Annotated in this window: 20 protein-coding genes; 11 read left to right on the top strand and 9 right to left on the bottom strand. The window is 24.9% G+C overall.

Going from position 1 to position 15,775, the window contains the following annotated elements; all coding sequences use genetic code 11:
* Position 1: 1 nt before the first annotated feature.
* From ABLL_RS06920 to ABLL_RS06895, 6 genes are all read right to left on the bottom strand, one after another.
* Positions 2-910 carry a hypothetical protein gene (locus ABLL_RS06920; RefSeq protein ID WP_014474072.1) on the bottom strand — a complete coding sequence of 303 codons (909 nt, stop codon included), beginning with the start codon at positions 908-910 and terminating at the stop codon, positions 2-4.
* Positions 911-913: 3 nt separating this feature from the next.
* Positions 914-1,279 (bottom strand): hypothetical protein, encoded by a 366-nt coding sequence (locus tag ABLL_RS06915; RefSeq protein WP_014474071.1) that lies wholly within the window; start codon positions 1,277-1,279, stop codon positions 914-916.
* 10 nt (positions 1,280-1,289) lie between these two features.
* Positions 1,290-1,673 carry a hypothetical protein gene (locus ABLL_RS15105; protein WP_014474070.1) on the bottom strand — a complete coding sequence of 128 codons (384 nt, stop codon included), beginning with the start codon at positions 1,671-1,673 and terminating at the stop codon, positions 1,290-1,292.
* The gene (locus tag ABLL_RS06905) at positions 1,660-2,427 is read right to left on the bottom strand and encodes a division plane positioning ATPase MipZ (protein ID WP_014474069.1); all 768 of its coding nucleotides are present in this window, start codon (positions 2,425-2,427) and stop codon (positions 1,660-1,662) included. Before ABLL_RS06905 ends, ABLL_RS15105 begins: the two co-directional genes overlap by 14 nt.
* 176 nt (positions 2,428-2,603) lie before the next feature.
* Positions 2,604-3,173, bottom strand: a complete 570-nt coding sequence (locus ABLL_RS06900) for a phage replisome organizer N-terminal domain-containing protein (protein ID WP_050989844.1) — start codon at positions 3,171-3,173, stop codon at positions 2,604-2,606.
* 158 nt (positions 3,174-3,331) lie between these two features.
* Complete coding sequence (locus ABLL_RS06895) at positions 3,332-3,538, bottom strand: hypothetical protein (RefSeq protein ID WP_014474067.1); 207 nt, start codon at positions 3,536-3,538, stop codon at positions 3,332-3,334.
* A 363-nt stretch (positions 3,539-3,901) separates the two neighbouring features.
* On the opposite strand from ABLL_RS06895, the gene ABLL_RS15190 reads away from it, so the two are divergent.
* Together ABLL_RS15190 and ABLL_RS15185 are read left to right on the top strand one after the other, a co-directional pair.
* Positions 3,902-4,027, top strand: coding sequence for a hypothetical protein (locus tag ABLL_RS15190; RefSeq protein WP_258239368.1), 126 nt, complete (start codon positions 3,902-3,904; stop codon positions 4,025-4,027).
* Positions 4,028-4,037: 10 nt separating this feature from the next.
* Positions 4,038-4,148: a type II toxin-antitoxin system YafQ family toxin gene (locus ABLL_RS15185; protein WP_258239367.1), complete on the top strand. Its 111-nt coding sequence runs from the start codon at positions 4,038-4,040 to the stop codon at positions 4,146-4,148.
* A 588-nt stretch (positions 4,149-4,736) separates the two neighbouring features.
* Here ABLL_RS15185 and ABLL_RS06885 read toward each other — a convergent pair.
* From ABLL_RS06885 to ABLL_RS06875, 3 genes are read right to left on the bottom strand one after another with little or no spacing between them, the layout of a single operon-like run.
* Positions 4,737-5,315, bottom strand: coding sequence for a hypothetical protein (locus ABLL_RS06885; RefSeq protein ID WP_014474066.1), 579 nt, complete (start codon positions 5,313-5,315; stop codon positions 4,737-4,739).
* An 8-nt stretch (positions 5,316-5,323) separates the two neighbouring features.
* Entirely contained in the window at positions 5,324-6,487 is a 1,164-nt protein-coding gene (locus tag ABLL_RS06880; RefSeq protein ID WP_014474065.1) for an FAD-dependent oxidoreductase, read from the bottom strand.
* Positions 6,484-6,798 (bottom strand): hypothetical protein, encoded by a 315-nt coding sequence (locus tag ABLL_RS06875; RefSeq protein WP_014474064.1) that lies wholly within the window; start codon positions 6,796-6,798, stop codon positions 6,484-6,486. The genes ABLL_RS06880 and ABLL_RS06875 overlap by 4 nt, the downstream gene beginning before the upstream one ends.
* A 114-nt stretch (positions 6,799-6,912) precedes the next feature.
* On the opposite strand from ABLL_RS06875, the gene ABLL_RS06870 reads away from it, so the two are divergent.
* The 9 genes from ABLL_RS06870 to ABLL_RS06830 all read left to right on the top strand — a co-directional run bounded on the left by ABLL_RS06870 (position 6,913) and on the right by ABLL_RS06830 (position 15,742).
* Complete coding sequence (locus ABLL_RS06870; protein WP_014474063.1) at positions 6,913-7,293, top strand: response regulator; 381 nt, start codon at positions 6,913-6,915, stop codon at positions 7,291-7,293.
* On the top strand, positions 7,283-7,900 hold the full coding sequence (locus ABLL_RS06865) for a chemotaxis protein CheX (RefSeq protein WP_014474062.1): 618 nt from the start codon (positions 7,283-7,285) through the stop codon (positions 7,898-7,900). Before ABLL_RS06870 ends, ABLL_RS06865 begins: the two co-directional genes overlap by 11 nt.
* Positions 7,897-9,390 (top strand): ATP-binding protein, encoded by a 1,494-nt coding sequence (locus tag ABLL_RS06860; protein ID WP_014474061.1) that lies wholly within the window; start codon positions 7,897-7,899, stop codon positions 9,388-9,390. Before ABLL_RS06865 ends, ABLL_RS06860 begins: the two co-directional genes overlap by 4 nt.
* Positions 9,391-9,468: 78 nt before the next feature.
* A complete protein-coding gene (locus ABLL_RS06855) occupies positions 9,469-10,338 on the top strand; it encodes a DnaJ family protein (protein WP_014474060.1) in 870 nt (289 codons plus the stop codon).
* Between the two features lie 12 nt (positions 10,339-10,350).
* Positions 10,351-10,731 (top strand): heat shock protein transcriptional repressor HspR, encoded by a 381-nt coding sequence (locus ABLL_RS06850; RefSeq protein ID WP_014474059.1) that lies wholly within the window; start codon positions 10,351-10,353, stop codon positions 10,729-10,731.
* 157 nt (positions 10,732-10,888) lie between these two features.
* Positions 10,889-11,881, top strand: coding sequence for an HlyD family efflux transporter periplasmic adaptor subunit (locus ABLL_RS06845; RefSeq protein WP_014474058.1), 993 nt, complete (start codon positions 10,889-10,891; stop codon positions 11,879-11,881).
* The gene (locus ABLL_RS06840; RefSeq protein WP_014474057.1) at positions 11,868-13,565 is read left to right on the top strand and encodes an ATP-binding cassette domain-containing protein; all 1,698 of its coding nucleotides are present in this window, start codon (positions 11,868-11,870) and stop codon (positions 13,563-13,565) included. Before ABLL_RS06845 ends, ABLL_RS06840 begins: the two co-directional genes overlap by 14 nt.
* Positions 13,562-14,650 carry an ABC transporter permease gene (locus tag ABLL_RS06835; protein WP_014474056.1) on the top strand — a complete coding sequence of 363 codons (1,089 nt, stop codon included), beginning with the start codon at positions 13,562-13,564 and terminating at the stop codon, positions 14,648-14,650. The genes ABLL_RS06840 and ABLL_RS06835 overlap by 4 nt, the downstream gene beginning before the upstream one ends.
* Positions 14,651-15,742, top strand: a complete 1,092-nt coding sequence (locus ABLL_RS06830) for an ABC transporter permease (RefSeq protein WP_014474055.1) — start codon at positions 14,651-14,653, stop codon at positions 15,740-15,742.
* Positions 15,743-15,775: the final 33 nt, after the last annotated feature.

The following is a 15,775-nucleotide window of genomic DNA, read 5'->3' as shown; positions in this document are numbered from 1 at the left end:
GTTATTTCTCCTTTTGGTTATCATTTAGATTTTCATAATCTTTGATTAATTGAGACTCTTTTGACTCTTTGTATGTGATTTTATTTTCAGTTGTTTTTTCTTGAAATTCTGCTTTAGAATTTTTAGTTTTATCTTTTAGGGCTTCGATTTTATCTTTTAAAGTAGAATTATCTTTTTCTAAACCCGCCTTTTGGCTTTCTATTTTGTTTTTTTCAATCAATAACTCTAACTCTTTTTTTAAGTTTTGATTCTCTTCTTTTAATTTTTCAACCGTTGATTTAAGGTTTAAAATATCTTTTTCTAATTCTGCAAATAATTTATTTTTTTGTGTTTGAGATAAAGAAGCATCTGTTAAATCGTTAATTTTTGAATCGATTTTTTTGCTGTTATTTTTTAAATCTTTTAAATTTGTTTCGATTTTTTCAGCTTGTTTTATTTTCTCTGAGAAATCATCATTAATAAGCCTAATATTTGCGCTTAAATCTGATTTGAATTGGTAAACTTTTTTAAAAAAATCTGAATTATCTTTTTCTTTTTCTGGTTCGATTTTTGAATCATTACTTTTTACATTATCAGATTTTAAATCTTTGATTTTTTGCTCTTGCTCTTGGATTTTTTTTGAGACATTATTTAGCTCGTTCTCATTTTTTAATCCCCACTCCTTAATAATTTGAGGAAAGAAATGTTGTTCTAGCTCTTTTTTTGCTAGGGATTGATTTATATTACGACTTGCATATTCACCGTTGTTTTTTATGGTTAAGACTTTAAATTCGGTTAAATCTAAAGAAGCAAATAAGTATCTATTTTCTAGTTTTTCATCAGATTTTAACTCTAAATCTGGATTAAACTCGATATTTAATCCAATATTTTTAGGATATTTTTTTTGAAAATCTTCTATTATTTTTTTCATTTTTTAATCCTTAAGCTCATATTTTGAGATTTTTGTACTATCAATATTTCTAGTTGTTACTATAATTTTATTTTCATCTTTTTCAAAAAAATAAAATTTATAATTTTGAATATCTTCAACTTCAAATTTATTTTCGATTTTTTGAACCAAAATCTGAACATTAGTTGTGTCCCAAAATGTTTTAATATTTTGGAAATATTCATCTATTACTAGCAGCTGATTTTCTGAATCTATAAAAAAAGGTATTGCCTCTGCACCTGTTACTTTCACATTTATTTCAATATTTTCATTTTTTAGTTTTAGGTCTTTTTTTACTATTTTTTTAAGATTCTTCTCAAAAAAATCTATTTTATTTTTTATTTCTTCCATTTTTTTACCTTTATTTTAGGATTATGAAATTTATGCCAGTTGTTATAACTGCAACTATTAACACCACTTTTAAGACCGACAGATTAAGTATCTTATCCGTTACATTTATTATTCTTTCTATTTTTTTTAGTTCTTGATTTTTCCCTAGATCTTCAAGTTTTTGAGCAAGGAAGGAAAGATAAAGAGAGTAGTTCTTAATCATCTCTTGCTCATTTTTTGGCTCAAATTTGTTTAAGATGAATGTGTAGTCTTTCATTTTTGAATTTAACTCTTTCAATTGAGTAATATTATTTACAACCTCTTGATTTAAAACATCAAGTTTTAAAATAGATGCTTTTAATTCTGCTGTAACTCTTTTTGCCTCTGATAAAGTTATCTCATCATTGTTTACCATTCAACACCTCGTCTAATACTTGGTGGGCAACATCGATATTTGTCTCTTTATATTTTTTTGCATCTTCTAAAATCTCAAGAATTTGTGAGTATTGATATATCTCATCATTGTTTTTATTATCGAATGCATCTAAAAGCTTAGAGTTAATGTTTTGAATCTCTGTCTCATCATTTGCAAGTTCAAAAACCGATTTTTTAAAAGTCCGTGACAAATCTATCACATCACTATCTTGTAAAACAAAATAAGTAGGATTTTTGAAAGTTTTAAAGAAGTTTTGATATTGAAATTTTAATCTTGGACTATTTTGTGCGTGTCGTGACCTACTCAGACAAAAAATTACCTTTTTCCCAAACTTAGATATAAGGTCATAAGTTCCTTTTGCATTTACAACATCTTGATGTCCACCACTTATTGGTATTATAAAAAGGTCAATCATATTATGCATATGAGTAGCACTTAATGCCTGTATAAATTCTGTAGTTGTTTGATTTCCACCGACATCTATTACTTTATTTGGAGATTTTTGATTTAAAAACAAATCTCTCACAGTGTTGTTTAATTGTTTATCAAAATCAACTTGGATTTGTGATGATTTTATTTGAGAATTTGTAAAATTAGCACTGTCTCTATTTTGATTATCTAATTCAAAAAGTTCTACCTCTTGACTTTTGCCTATAAAATAAGTAGATGCAACCTGATATGCTGTTGTACTCTTACTCGCACCACCTTTACTATTAACTGTTACTATGTTCATTTTTTTTAATCCTTTTTTGCTACGCAGTAACTAATTGCCATTTCGCAATACTTGATACTTTACTGCGGTTATTATTGCTCTGCTCAGCGTGCTACGCCTTCGTTCGCTCCTACGTCACTCTCTCTCGTTGTCCCTTGTACTATTAATTGAATACTTGTTTTGGCAACAATAATTTTTTAAATCAAAATTTCATTTTCTTTTGAGACTGCAAGATTTTCAAGCTTTTCTATCTCTATATCTTTCTTTAATTGTTGAGTTAAAAGTTTTTGATTTAACTTTTCATATTTTTCTTTTTCATCTTCTAGTTCTATCTCTATCTCTTGTCGGACTTGTCCTTTTTTTGTCTTTTGATTGTCAGGACAAAGAGAGGACAATGTCTTTTTATTTCTATATTCTCTTTTTTTTTCTGCCCATGTTGTTTCAGAACCTACCATATTTTGGACTTCCATCATGAAATAAGTACCATCTTCCCATTTTTCCATCAAGCCCAAAGATATAAAAGTATTAATTGCAGTATTAACAGTATCTATATTACAATTTGTTATGGTACTAAGCATCTCAAGGTTATATGGTATGGTGTCCTTAAATCTCAGTGTACCCTCAGTTTTTAGACTTTTAAGCAATAATTTGAAATAAAAATTGATGTAATCCTTTCCATTTTTTTGAGATTCAATAATTTTTATTTCATCTCGCTCAAAAAAATCTTCTTTGAGTTTTAACCAATAATATTTTTTATTAGCGGACATATTTAATATCCTTGATTATGTATGTATATTTATTTGATTTGAATAATCAATAAGCAGTTATATTGTAGTTATGTAGTATAATGCAGATGATTAAAACCTTTAGTCGGGATTAATTAGCTCTCTCTTTGTCCGTCGCCAAACAGTTAAAAGAGGGAGTTTTAATTAATATTTTCTTTTTTTTTATTTTTTTGTTTCTCAATCCATACTTGCAACTCATCGTGGCTGTATAGGTCAATCTTCACATTAGGCAATTTAACTGGTTCAATAAAATCACCACTTTTAATTATGTCATACAGTTTATTTTTACCAATTTTTAATATTGGCAAAATATCTGGTTTTTTTAATAATCTATCTTCACGTTTCATTTCTCATCCTTTTTTATTATTTTTAAAACTCAAACATTATGTTTTTTATGGTTGTTTATGTTTTAATCTCATAATTATGCACTTATTTTTCAATTCTGTCAAGAACCAAAAATACTTAAAAAATTCCCATTTTATAGTAGTTATATCATATTGTATTGACATTGAATATATAAATTTATATAATATATACATTAAAAAAAATTATACTAAATAAAATAATATTATTTTATTTACTTTTATTATTTTTTTAAAAAAAGAAATTTTAAAATTTCTTTTTTTAAATCAAAAAAGCTATTATTTTATAGTCTTTTTTTTGCTAATTTTTTTATTATTACAAATAAAGAAGATTTAAAAAAGATTTAGGTGCTTGATTTATCTATTCATAAAATTTTTACAAAAGATTTAAATAAAGTTCAACTAAATCCTACAATTAGTGCAAAACTATTTTTACATATTTTTCTACTTTTAAATAATAAAGAATTACATTAAGAAGATACTGATGATTTTATATATAGAGACAAAAGAGTTTCATATAAATGGTAATTTACTTTTAATTTATATAATAAATGAAACTACTTTACAATTGTTAAGAATCGGAACACATTCTTAACTTTTTAGATAATATCAAATAATAACGGTATTCGTAACGGTACTATTTTATAAACTTTCCTTTAAATAGGATTATTAGTGCACTTTTTGGAGTCCGACTAGCGGTACCACTTATAAATTATCAATAACCATTTTTAAATATTTTACTTAAGAAATATCTTAACTCTTGAAAAATTCATAAACTAATTAATCAAAATAAATAATTTTTATTACTTTTAATAATTGTAAAATAATATCTATTTTTTTATTCAAACTTTGAACAGATTATTCTTAGTTTTTTATATTTTATATTTATATTAAAATATAAAATTAGCTTAACTCTAGTTGTCATATATATTATAATTGCAAATATAGGATAAGACAATCAGAATTTACATCACTCCAAATAAGAGATTTTAAAAAAATTTATTGCAATATATGAACATCGAATTGATACAAAAGCAAAAATTATTAAGTTAACAAATAAAGGTGCTGAAGTCTTATAAAAGGCAATTATTAAAGTTGAAAACACTGACTTTGAATTTTCTTCTGCAATAAATATTAAAATTTCAATGATAATATTTCTTGAATTTTTTACTTTATAATTATTTTATTCTAAGATTTTTTTCATCTCATTCAAACTTTTTTCAACTTCATCTAAAGATAAGCCTTTTTCAAGTGCTCCTTCTTTTACTTTAGACTCACCTATTTTCATAACTATTCCATTATTTGTTAATTTATAAACAAAGTATTTATTTTGTTTATTGTCATTTAATCCTAAACTACTTATAAAATTTCCATCAGAATCATTAATCAATGGAATTTTAGAATTTTTATACATTTTTTCTAATTCACCATTTACTGCTATTTGTTTTATAATCCAAGGAGTATTTGATATATTTGCAACTAGCACTATATTATTTTTATCCGTATATTTATACAACTCTTTAAAAACGGCTAAAGCATCGTGATTTAAAACTATAATATACTTCTCTTCACCTAATTTAAATAAATTTTCTACTTTTGTATAAGGATTATTACCTACAATATCAAAATATTTTGGTATTGTTTCTATTGTAATAGTTACATTTTTGTTGTTTATTTTGTTTACATTTTTAGGCATTGTTAAATAAACTAAAATTGAAAATCCAACTATTCCTAAAAAAACTATTTTTAATATATTTTTCATATTTCCTCTTAATTCTTTTGTTTTTTAGCCCATCTTGAGAATAATCTATAATTTGTTATCTCATCATCTAACTTTTTATCATTTAGTGCACTCTGAACTAATTGATTTGCTAGATATAAAGACAAAACAAATCCTCTTCCCCCTACACCATTTAAGACATATAAATTATCTATCATTATTAAATTTTCATTTTTTATATGCGTTCCATTTTTTATATGAGGATATTTCTCAAAACTTTTTTTAGAATCAATCAATTTTCCAACCATTGGAAAATAATCAATACTAGAAGCTCTTGCACCTATTTTTACATCAACAACTTCAATATCATTTAACTGTTTTATATCATTTGCTTTTTTTAATAACTTTTGAATATCTGCCTCGATAATTTCTTTTGTCTCTTTATTATGTTCAATTTTATTTATGTTTGCTAATTCTAAATTATAACTACTATTCTTCATATCTTTATCAAATCTATTATGAGTAGCACCAATCGAAACTAAATATCTATTTTCATCAATTTTTTTACTTTTTGATAATGAACACTCTTTATGATAATTTATATCTATTTGTGAAGAAGTTAAAACATCTATTTTTTGTCCCCAAACAGCTCTTATATCAAAATATTTTTCATCGATTAAAGATATATTTGCACCTGTTGATAAAAAAAGTTTTTTTGCTTTAATTTCATCATTTATCAACCAATAATCATCTATTTTCTCTATTTTAGAAACTTCATAATTAAAAAGTTTTTCTATATCTTTTGATAATTTTAAACAAACTTCATAGGGCTTTATAACACTTCCTATTGGGAACAAATATCCATCTTCATATTTTTCATACTCAAAATCCATATATGGAATATAACTTTGAAATTTTTCTTCATCTTCTTGATTTTTTGGAATTCTACAAGTTCCACAATTTTGTAACTCTTCATTAAAATTATTTTTATAATAATCTATTGAAAAATTTAAAGCTTTAGTAACCAATTCTTTAAATTTATTTGGTTTTCCTAAAAGTGGAGATAAAAAAGCTCCAGCAGCTCCACTTGCTCCAGAAGCGACATCTTCATTTTTATCTATTAATAAAATTGAATCTGAATATTTTTTTAAAAAATGTGATAAAGAACAGCCTGCAATTCCAGCACCAATAACTACATACTCATATTTTTTCATTTATTATCCAAAAGTTGATAATTTGGTCTAAAATAAGCTCTCCCACCTTTTAAGCTAATACATTTATATTTTGGAAATTTCTTTTTATAGTATTCAAGTCTCTCTTTTGTAGTTTTTCCCGTGTCACAATAAAAAACAAAAACTGTACCTTCTTCATATAAAGCCATCTCATATGGATTATAAGTGATTGTTTCTATACTTTCTAAAGGTTTTAAGATTGTATCTACAATTACAACTTTTATACCTTTTTTTTCTAATTCTTTCTTATTTTTAAACAATTCAATCTGAGTCCATTCATCTTTTGAAAACATAAGATACTTCCCTTTTTTATAAAATACTATATTAGTATATTCCCTATTAAATAAAAGTAATTCTTATTGAATTTTAGATAAAATTATTATCAATTAGAAAATAGGAAATAATTTATGAAAATTTTGGTTACAGATGATTCTAAAATGGCAAGAAAAATGGTTATTAAAACTTTAAATGACTCTACAAAAAAAGATTTAGAAATTTTTGAAGCTCAAAATGGTCAAGAAGCCTTAGATTTGTATAAACAACATTCACCAAAAATTGTTTTTCTTGATTTAACCATGCCTGTTATGGATGGATTTGTAGCTTTAGAAAAGATTAAAGAATTTGATAAAAATGCGAAAGTTGTTATAATTTCTGCAGATATTCAAAAACTTTCTATGGATAAAGCTTTAGCTTTAGGTGCTTTTAATTTTATAAAAAAACCTGTTGATACAGCAAAAATGCAACAAATTTTAAAAAAACTTGATGAATTGGAACATAATGGAATCTAAAATACACTTAACAGAAGATGAAAAAGATTGTCTACAAGAACTTATGAATGTAGCATATGGTAGCGCAACTGCTGCTATAACTGAAATTTTAGATGCCTTTGCAAAATTATCTATTCCTAAAATTCAAATAATAAATGCAAATGAATTAAAATCATATTTATCAAAAGAATTAAATTTAGACGAAGAGCATTTGGTTTCACTACAACAAATAAATGGAACAATTAGTGGTGAAAATATGTTTGTAATAGATAAAAAATCTGCAAAAAATATTGCTTATAAATTTGGTTTAGAAGAAAATGAAATAAATGACGAAGAAATATGTGATATTGTTTTAGAAATTACAAATATTTTATCATCATCAACGATTAGTAAATTAGCAGAAGATATAGATACAAATGTTTCTTTTTCTGCACCAACTATCAAAAATTTAACTTCAATAAACCAATTAAATAATTTATTTATTAGTAAATATGAAAAAGTAATTATCATATCTACACAATTAAATTTTGATGATTTAAATATTCATGCCGAATTATTTATTTTCACAACAGATAATTCAATTTTATATATAAAAGAAAAACTAAATAAAATATTGGATGAACTTTGAAATTAGACACTAACAAATTTGACATTATTTGTAATACGGTTGATAATGGAATTATTTTAATAAATAAAAACTTAGAAGTACAATTTTGGAATAAATGGCTTGAAATTAGAACAGGAATCTCATCAAATGAAATTATAAATAAGAATTTAATGCAATTTTATCCAAACATTGATGAAAAAAAATTAGTAAGAAAGATTACTACAGCATTAAAATTAAACTCATCTACATTTTATACTCCACAAATTAGTAAATTTTTAGTAAATATTGAGTTAGGAAAAGTTACAGATAAAGTTTTTGATAATATGCAACAAAGTATTACAATCACACCATTAGATGTAAAAAATGAACTTGTAATTATCTATATTTATGATGTTACTATGCTTTCAGAAATTAATTTTAAATTAAAAGAAATAAAAGAAAAAGTTGAAGAAAAAAACGAAGAATTAAAACTACTTTTTGATACAACGATGGAAGCTATTATTTTATTTAAAGATGATAGAGTAGTTGATTGTAATAAAGTTGCAATAGATTTATTTAATTACTCATCAAAATATGATTTAATTAATAAACATTTTGAAGAACTTATTCATAATAAAAGGGTTTTAGAAAAAGCTAGTAATAAACCAATTGAAACGACTATTTTCAAAGAAGACAAATCTACATTTAAAGCATTAATAAACATCAAAGATACTATTATAAAATCTCAAACTTTTAAAATTTTAACAATAGTTGATATTAGTGAAATAAAAAGAAAAGAGACTCTTTTAGCAGAACAATCAAAACTTGCAGCAATGGGAGAAATGATAGGAAATATTGCACACCAATGGAGACAACCATTAAATATAATTTCAATTACTGCTTCAAGTACAAAACTAAAAAAAGAGATTGGTTTATTAACTGATAAAATATTATTAGATTCTTTAAAACTAATTTCTGATACAACTGAACATTTATCTAATACAATTGATGTATTCAAAGATTTTCTAAAAGAAGACAAAGAAAAATCTTTATTCAACTTAACTCAAAATATTCAAAATAATATTTCATTAATTGAAACTATTTTAAATGAAAATAAAATCAGAATTGATTTAGATTTGGATGATGAAATATATTTATATAATTTTTCAAATGAATTTAGTCAAGCATTAATTAATATTTTACATAATGCAAGTGATGCAATAAGTTCAAGATTAGCTCAAGAAGAACTAAGACTAATTAAAATTTCAACTAAACAAATAAATGATAATATTGAAATTACAATACTTGATAATGCAGGTGGTATAGATAAAAATATTATCGATAAAATTTTTGAACCATATTTTACTACAAAACATAAATTTCAAGGTACAGGTTTAGGACTTTATATGACTCATAAAATAATAAAAATGAGTATGAAAGGTGAAATTTTCGTTTCTAATGAAGAATTTATTTATGAAAATGAAAAATATATTGGAGCTCAATTTAAAATTATTTTATCAAGTAATACTTGATTGACATTGACTCAACCTTTTTGCTATAATTTCCTTTTAGAAATTAAACTATATTAAAAAATATGAATAGGATTTAAAATGGCAAAAAGTTTATATGAAACATTAGAAGTAAATGAAAATGCAAGTGCAGATGAAATAAAAAAAGCATATAGAAAACTAGCAAGAAAATATCATCCGGATGTAAATAAAGACCCAAGTGCAGAAGATAAATTCAAAGAAATTAATGCTGCATACGAAGTTTTAAGTAATCCAGAAAAAAAACAACAATATGATCAATATGGTGATTCTATGTTTGGTGGTCAAAATTTCCAAGATTTTGCAAGATCACAAGGTTCAAATGTAGATTTAGATGAAATCTTACGACAAATGTTTGGTCAATCAGGTGGATTTAATAGATCTGGTTTTTCTCAAGGAGGATTTAGTGGATTTGGAGGGTTTAGTGAACCTGACTTAGATACAAATGCTCAAATTACTATTCCATTTGATGTTTCTATTGTTGGTGGGAAACAACACATCACTTTAAATAGTGATTCTTTTGATGTAAAAATTCCTGAAGGAATTGAAAATGGACAAAAAATCAGAGCAAAAGGAAAAGGAAAATCATATCAAGGACAAAGAGGTGATTTGATTTTAAAAATCAATGTTTCACAAAGCCCAGAATATACAAGAGATGGTGATACATTAACAAAATATTTTGATTTACCTTTAAAAACTGCGTTATTTGGTGGAAAAGTTGAAGTTAAAACTATTCACAAAGATATTACATTAAAAGTTCCACAAAATACAAAACAAAATCAAAAATTTAGAGTAAAAGAATTAGGTGTTCTAAATAGAAAAAGTGGTGTAAAAGGTGATTTATATTTAAAAGCAAATATTATTTTACCAAAACTTGAGAATTTAGATGAAGAATTAGTAAAAATGATGGAAGCAAAGCTTCCTGAAAAATAAAAAGGATTTTTCATGGAAACAAATAGCTATATTGAACCTGTTTATTTAATCTCTGCTGTTGCAGAAATTTTAAATATTCATCCTCAAACATTAAGACAATATGAAAGAGAAGGACTTATAAAACCAAGTCGTACAAATGGGAAAATAAGACTTTATTCTCAAAAAGACATAGATCATATAAAATATCTTTTAACTCTTACTAGAGAGCTTGGAGTAAATTTAGCTGGTGTTGATATTATTTTACAATTAAATAGAAGAATTGAAGAGTTAGAAAAAGATGTACATATTTTTAAAAGTAAAATAAAAAGCATAAACTCTCTTTCTGTTGTTCCTGACACGAAAGCTTTAGTTGTACAAAAATCATCTTTTGATATGGTTATTGTTAAAAAATAATTTTTAACAATAACTTTTCTTTTTCCTTCATGAGATACTAATAAAATTATTATCTTCAATTCCTATTTATTATATATAAAATCATTTTTATATTTATTAAGCCTTACTTTAATTTTTATTATTGTATAAGATATTATCTATTTTTTAAGGTTTTCAGATGAAAAAAATTGCTTTTATTTTTCTTATAATTTTTATTTCACTTATTTTGTTTTTTATATTAAAAACTTATATAAAAAATTCAAATAATGTAGATAATAAATATTATGGAAACATAGATACAAGAACAGTAAAAGTTGGTTTTAGATTTATTGGAAAAATTGAAAATATCACTAAAGATGAAGGTGAAAATGTAAAAAAAGGTGAAACTCTTGTACTTTTGGATAATTCAAGTTTAAAAAAATCTATAAATGAACTTGAAGCAAATATTGAAGCTTCTACTATTGAACTATCAAAACTAAAATCAGGCTTTAGAGATGAAGAGATACAAGAAGCAAAAGCAACTTTTGATGAAGCAACTGCAAATTTAAATAAAATAAATGATACTTATACAAGACAAAAAAATCTTTATAAAACAAAATCTACATCTGAAGAGAATTTTATACTTTCTGAACTAAATTATAAACAAGCACTTGCTACTTTAGATAAAGCAAAAGCTGCTTATGAATTAGTTAAAAATGGTTATAGAAAAGAAGATATTTTAGTTCAAGAAGCAAAATTAAAAGCTTTAGAAGCACAGAAAGAAAAACTTGAAGTTGATATAAAAGATTCAAATATAATTTCACCTGTTGATGGCGTAATTCTTAATAGATACAAAGAAATTGGTTCAATTACAACTGCTGGTGAATCTGTACTTGAAATAGCAAAAACAGACGAATTTTGGGTGAGAGCTTATATTGATGAGAATCATTTAGGAGATATCAAACCAAATCTAAAAATGTTAATTTTTACTGATTCAAGAAAAGAACCTTATGAAGGATATATTGGTTTTATTTCACCTATTGCAGAATTTACTCCAAAAAATATAGAAACACAAGAATTAAGAGCAGATTTGGTTTATAGTTTTAGAGTTATTGTAAAAAATAGCGATGATAAACTAAGACAAGGAATGCCTGTAACTTTACAAATAGCTGATAATAATGCAAGTAATTAATGCAATAAATTTAGAAAAAGATTTTGGAAATAATAAAGCTATAAAAAAAATAAATTTTTCTATCTCAAGTGGAAAAATTACAGGACTTGTGGGACCTGATGGTGCAGGAAAAACTACTCTTATTAGAATGCTAACAGGACTTTTAACTCCAAGTTTAGGAAAACTTGAAGTTTTAAACTATCAAATGCCAAATACATCAAGTGAGTTTTTGCAACAAATTGGTTATATGCCACAAAAATTTGGTTTATATGAAGATTTATCTGTTTTTGAAAATCTAAGACTTTATGCAAATTTACAATCAATTGAAAATCTTAATTTTCGAATAGATGAACTTTTAGAGTTTACTAATCTAAAGAAATTTAAAGATAGACTTGCAGGTAATCTTTCAGGTGGAATGAAACAAAAATTAGGACTTGCTTGTGCATTAATTAAAAAACCCAAAATACTTCTATTAGATGAACCTGGAGTTGGAGTTGATCCAATTTCAAGGATTGAGCTTTGGGAGATGGTTCAAGAACTTTTAAAAGATGATATAGCTGTTGTTTGGAGTACATCATATCTTGATGAAGCAGATATTTGTGATGAAGTAATTTTATTAAATGAAGGTAATTGTTTATACAAAGGCTCACCAAAAGATTTCAGAGAAACTATGAATACAAGAGTTTTTTTAGTAAGTGGAGAATTTTTAAAAAAAAGAGAAGCACTTACTACTATTTTAGAACAAGAAGAGATTTTAGATGCTGTATTAGTTGGTTCAAAAATTAGAATAAATTTGCAAAAAGATAAATTATTACCAAAAAATATTTTATATACTTTAGGAAAAAATATAAAAATTGAACCTATAAATCCTATATTTGAAGATGCTTTTGTAAATATTTTGGGTGAAAAAACTCAAGCTCATTCAAAACTTGTTGAAAATATGAAAGATTTTGAAAGTTCAGATAAAAAATTAATAGAAGCAAAAAATTTAACTAAAAAATTTGGAGATTTTGTTGCTACTGATAATATTGATTTTGAAATAGGTCAAGGTGAAATTTTTGGTTTTTTAGGACCAAATGGTGCAGGAAAATCTACAACTTTTAAAATGCTTTGTGGTTTACTAACCCCTACTTTTGGAACTGCAAAAGTTTTAGGTGAAGATTTATATAACTCAAAAGCAACTGTTCGAAACTCTATTGGTTATATGGCACAAAAATTCTCTTTATATGGAAATTTAAAAATCAAAGACAATTTGGAGTTTTTCTCAGGAATTTATGGATTAAAAGGGAAAAAAAGAAAAGAAAAAATAGAAGAGATGATAGAAATTTTTGATTTTAAAAACTATCTATTTTCAAATGCCAATACCTTACCTCTTGGGATAAAACAAAGATTGGCCCTTGCATGTTCAGTAATGCATGAACCAAAAGTTTTATTTTTAGATGAACCAACTTCTGGAGTTGATCCAATTACAAGAAAAGAATTTTGGACACATATAAATAGTTTAGTAAAAAAAGGAATATCCATAATGGTTACCACTCACTTCATGGATGAAGCTGAATATTGCGATAAAATTATGCTTATTTATAAAGGAAAAGCCATAGCAAATGGAACTCCTGATGAACTTAAAAACTTAGTAGGTTCTCAAGCATCTATGCAAGATACATTTATTTCTTTAATTAGACAATATGATAAAGAAGAAAAATGAATTTTAAAAGATTAAAAGCCCTTCTTAGAAAAGAGAGTTTGCAAGTATTTAAAGACCCTAGTTCTATTTTAATAGCTTTTATTTTACCCCTTATTTTACTTTTTTTGATGGGATATGCAGTTTCCTTAGATGCTAGAAAAATTCCTATTGCAATTATTTCAAAAACTAATAGTGAATTATCTCAAAAATTAATCTCATCTTTTATAAGTTCTCGTTATTTTGAAGTTGATTTAGATAAAAATAGAGATTTTTATATAGAAAAAATGCAAGAAGGAAAAATAAAAGCAATTTTGAGTTTAAATAATGATTTTGGAAAAAATAACAATTTTGACATACAAGTAATAACTGATGGAAGTGAACCAAACAGTGCTGGTCTTGTACAAAACTATGTAAATGGTGTTGTAAAACTTTGGGCTAAAAATAATAATATAGTGAATAAAGAAAATATTCAACTTCTAACTCGTTTTTGGTTTAATGCTCCTGTTTCTAGTAGATACTTTTTACTTCCTGGTTCAATTGCTGTTATTATGACTTTAATAGGAACACTTCTAACAGCTCTTGTAATTGCAAGAGAATGGGAGAGAGGAACAATGGAAGCACTAATGGCGACACCTGCAACTATGAGTGAAATCATTGTTGGAAAACTTATTCCTTATTTTATCCTTGGGATGTTTTCTATGCTTTTATGTTTTGTTGTTGCATATTTTTGGTATGAAATACCATTTATGGGAAGTTTTTGGATTTTAATACTTCTAAGTGCAATTTATCTATTTTCGTCTTTAAGTATTGGATTACTTATTTCAACTTTAGCTAAAAATCAATTTGTTGCTGCTCAAATATCTATCATTGCAGGTTTTTTACCAGCTTTTATTCTTTCAGGCTTTTTATTTGAGATAGGAAATATGCCTCCTTGGCTTCAAATATTAACATTAATTGTTCCAGCAAGATATTTTGTAGAATCATTACAAACAATATTTTTAGCTGGAAATATATATGAAATATTTATTTCTAATATTATTTCAATGATTTTAATAGGCGCATTTTTCTTTTTATTAGTTTTAAAAAAGTCAAAAAAAGGTTTATAAATGTTACAAAGATTATTGGCTTTGATAAAAAAAGAGATTTTAGCTATCAGAAATGATAAAAAAAGTTTAATGGTAGTGATTATTCCTCCACTTGTGCAAGTAATTATTTTTTCATTTGCTGCAACTTTAGAAGTAAAAAATATAGATTTAGTTTTATTAAATCAAGATGGAAGTCAAAAAAGTCAAGAATTAATAAGAAATCTTCAAGGCTCAAACTATATAAAATCTTTAAAATTTGTAAAAAGTTATGAAGAGGGAAAAGAAAAAATTGATATTCAAGATGCAATTGGGTTTTTAATTATTCCAAATAATTTTGCAAAAAATTTAGAAAAAGGAAACTCAAATATTCAGATAATACTTGATGGAAGACGTTCAAATACTTCTCAAATAGTTGAAGGTTATCTAAATCAAATAATTTTAAATTATTTAAAAAAAGATGAAATCACGTCAAAAATTCATATAATTCCAAGAAATTTTTATAATCCAAATTTAGATAATTTTTGGTGGATAGTTCCTTCTCTTTTTTGTTCCATTTCAATGGTTGTTGCCATGATTTTAACTGCTTTATCAATAGCTAGAGAAAAAGAGTTGGGAACATTTGAGCAGATTTTAGTTTCCCCTTTAAATTCTGTTGAAATACTTTTAGGGAAACTTCTTCCTGCACTTATTATAAGTACAATAGAATCAAGTTTTATACTTTTTGTCGCAATATTTCTTTTTGGTGTACCATTAAATGGCTCAATTTGGCTTTTATATTTAAGTGTTGTAGTTTTTTTATTTTCTATGTCTGGGATTGGTTTATTTATCTCTTCAATTTCAAATACTCAACAACAAGCAATTTTAGGAAGTTTTATAGTGATGTTACCCTCTTTTTTACTTTCAGGTTTCGCAACACCAATTTCAAATATGCCAGCATGGTTACAAACTTTCACTGATTTTATACCTTTAAAATATTATTTAGAACTTATAAAAGGTATATTTTTAAAAGATATTAGTTTTTCTATTGCTTTAAATAGTTTGATTCCAATGTTTTTATTTGGAATAATCTCTTTATATGGAACACTTTTATTTTTCAAAAATAAAAGGTCTTAAGACCTTTTACAATCAAGTAATTTTTTTTAAAGT

The organism is Arcobacter sp. L (assembly GCF_000284235.1).
In the GTDB taxonomy this organism is placed as follows: domain Bacteria; phylum Campylobacterota; class Campylobacteria; order Campylobacterales; family Arcobacteraceae; genus Aliarcobacter; species Aliarcobacter defluvii.
The sequence above is the reverse complement of the archived record's forward strand: the minus strand, read 5'-3'. Positions and strand labels throughout refer to the sequence as shown.

Coding starts and splice junctions, on each gene's coding strand:
- ABLL_RS06895 (WP_014474067.1), bottom strand. CDS start 3,538: ATGAAACGTGAAGATAGATTATTAAAAAAACCAGATATTTTGCCAATA.
- ABLL_RS06870 (WP_014474063.1), top strand. CDS start 6,913: ATGAAAATTTTGGTTACAGATGATTCTAAAATGGCAAGAAAAATGGTT.
- ABLL_RS06845 (WP_014474058.1), top strand. CDS start 10,889: ATGAAAAAAATTGCTTTTATTTTTCTTATAATTTTTATTTCACTTATT.
- ABLL_RS06840 (WP_014474057.1), top strand. CDS start 11,868: ATGCAAGTAATTAATGCAATAAATTTAGAAAAAGATTTTGGAAATAAT.
- ABLL_RS06875 (WP_014474064.1), bottom strand. CDS start 6,798: ATGTTTTCAAAAGATGAATGGACTCAGATTGAATTGTTTAAAAATAAG.
- ABLL_RS06865 (WP_014474062.1), top strand. CDS start 7,283: ATGGAATCTAAAATACACTTAACAGAAGATGAAAAAGATTGTCTACAA.
- ABLL_RS06915 (WP_014474071.1), bottom strand. CDS start 1,279: ATGGAAGAAATAAAAAATAAAATAGATTTTTTTGAGAAGAATCTTAAA.
- ABLL_RS06905 (WP_014474069.1), bottom strand. CDS start 2,427: ATGAACATAGTAACAGTTAATAGTAAAGGTGGTGCGAGTAAGAGTACA.
- ABLL_RS06830 (WP_014474055.1), top strand. CDS start 14,651: ATGTTACAAAGATTATTGGCTTTGATAAAAAAAGAGATTTTAGCTATC.
- ABLL_RS06850 (WP_014474059.1), top strand. CDS start 10,351: ATGGAAACAAATAGCTATATTGAACCTGTTTATTTAATCTCTGCTGTT.
- ABLL_RS06885 (WP_014474066.1), bottom strand. CDS start 5,315: ATGAAAAATATATTAAAAATAGTTTTTTTAGGAATAGTTGGATTTTCA.
- ABLL_RS06835 (WP_014474056.1), top strand. CDS start 13,562: ATGAATTTTAAAAGATTAAAAGCCCTTCTTAGAAAAGAGAGTTTGCAA.
- ABLL_RS06920 (WP_014474072.1), bottom strand. CDS start 910: ATGAAAAAAATAATAGAAGATTTTCAAAAAAAATATCCTAAAAATATT.
- ABLL_RS06855 (WP_014474060.1), top strand. CDS start 9,469: ATGGCAAAAAGTTTATATGAAACATTAGAAGTAAATGAAAATGCAAGT.
- ABLL_RS06900 (WP_050989844.1), bottom strand. CDS start 3,173: ATGTCCGCTAATAAAAAATATTATTGGTTAAAACTCAAAGAAGATTTT.
- ABLL_RS06880 (WP_014474065.1), bottom strand. CDS start 6,487: ATGAAAAAATATGAGTATGTAGTTATTGGTGCTGGAATTGCAGGCTGT.
- ABLL_RS15105 (WP_014474070.1), bottom strand. CDS start 1,673: ATGGTAAACAATGATGAGATAACTTTATCAGAGGCAAAAAGAGTTACA.
- ABLL_RS15185 (WP_258239367.1), top strand. CDS start 4,038: ATGATTTTATATATAGAGACAAAAGAGTTTCATATAAATGGTAATTTA.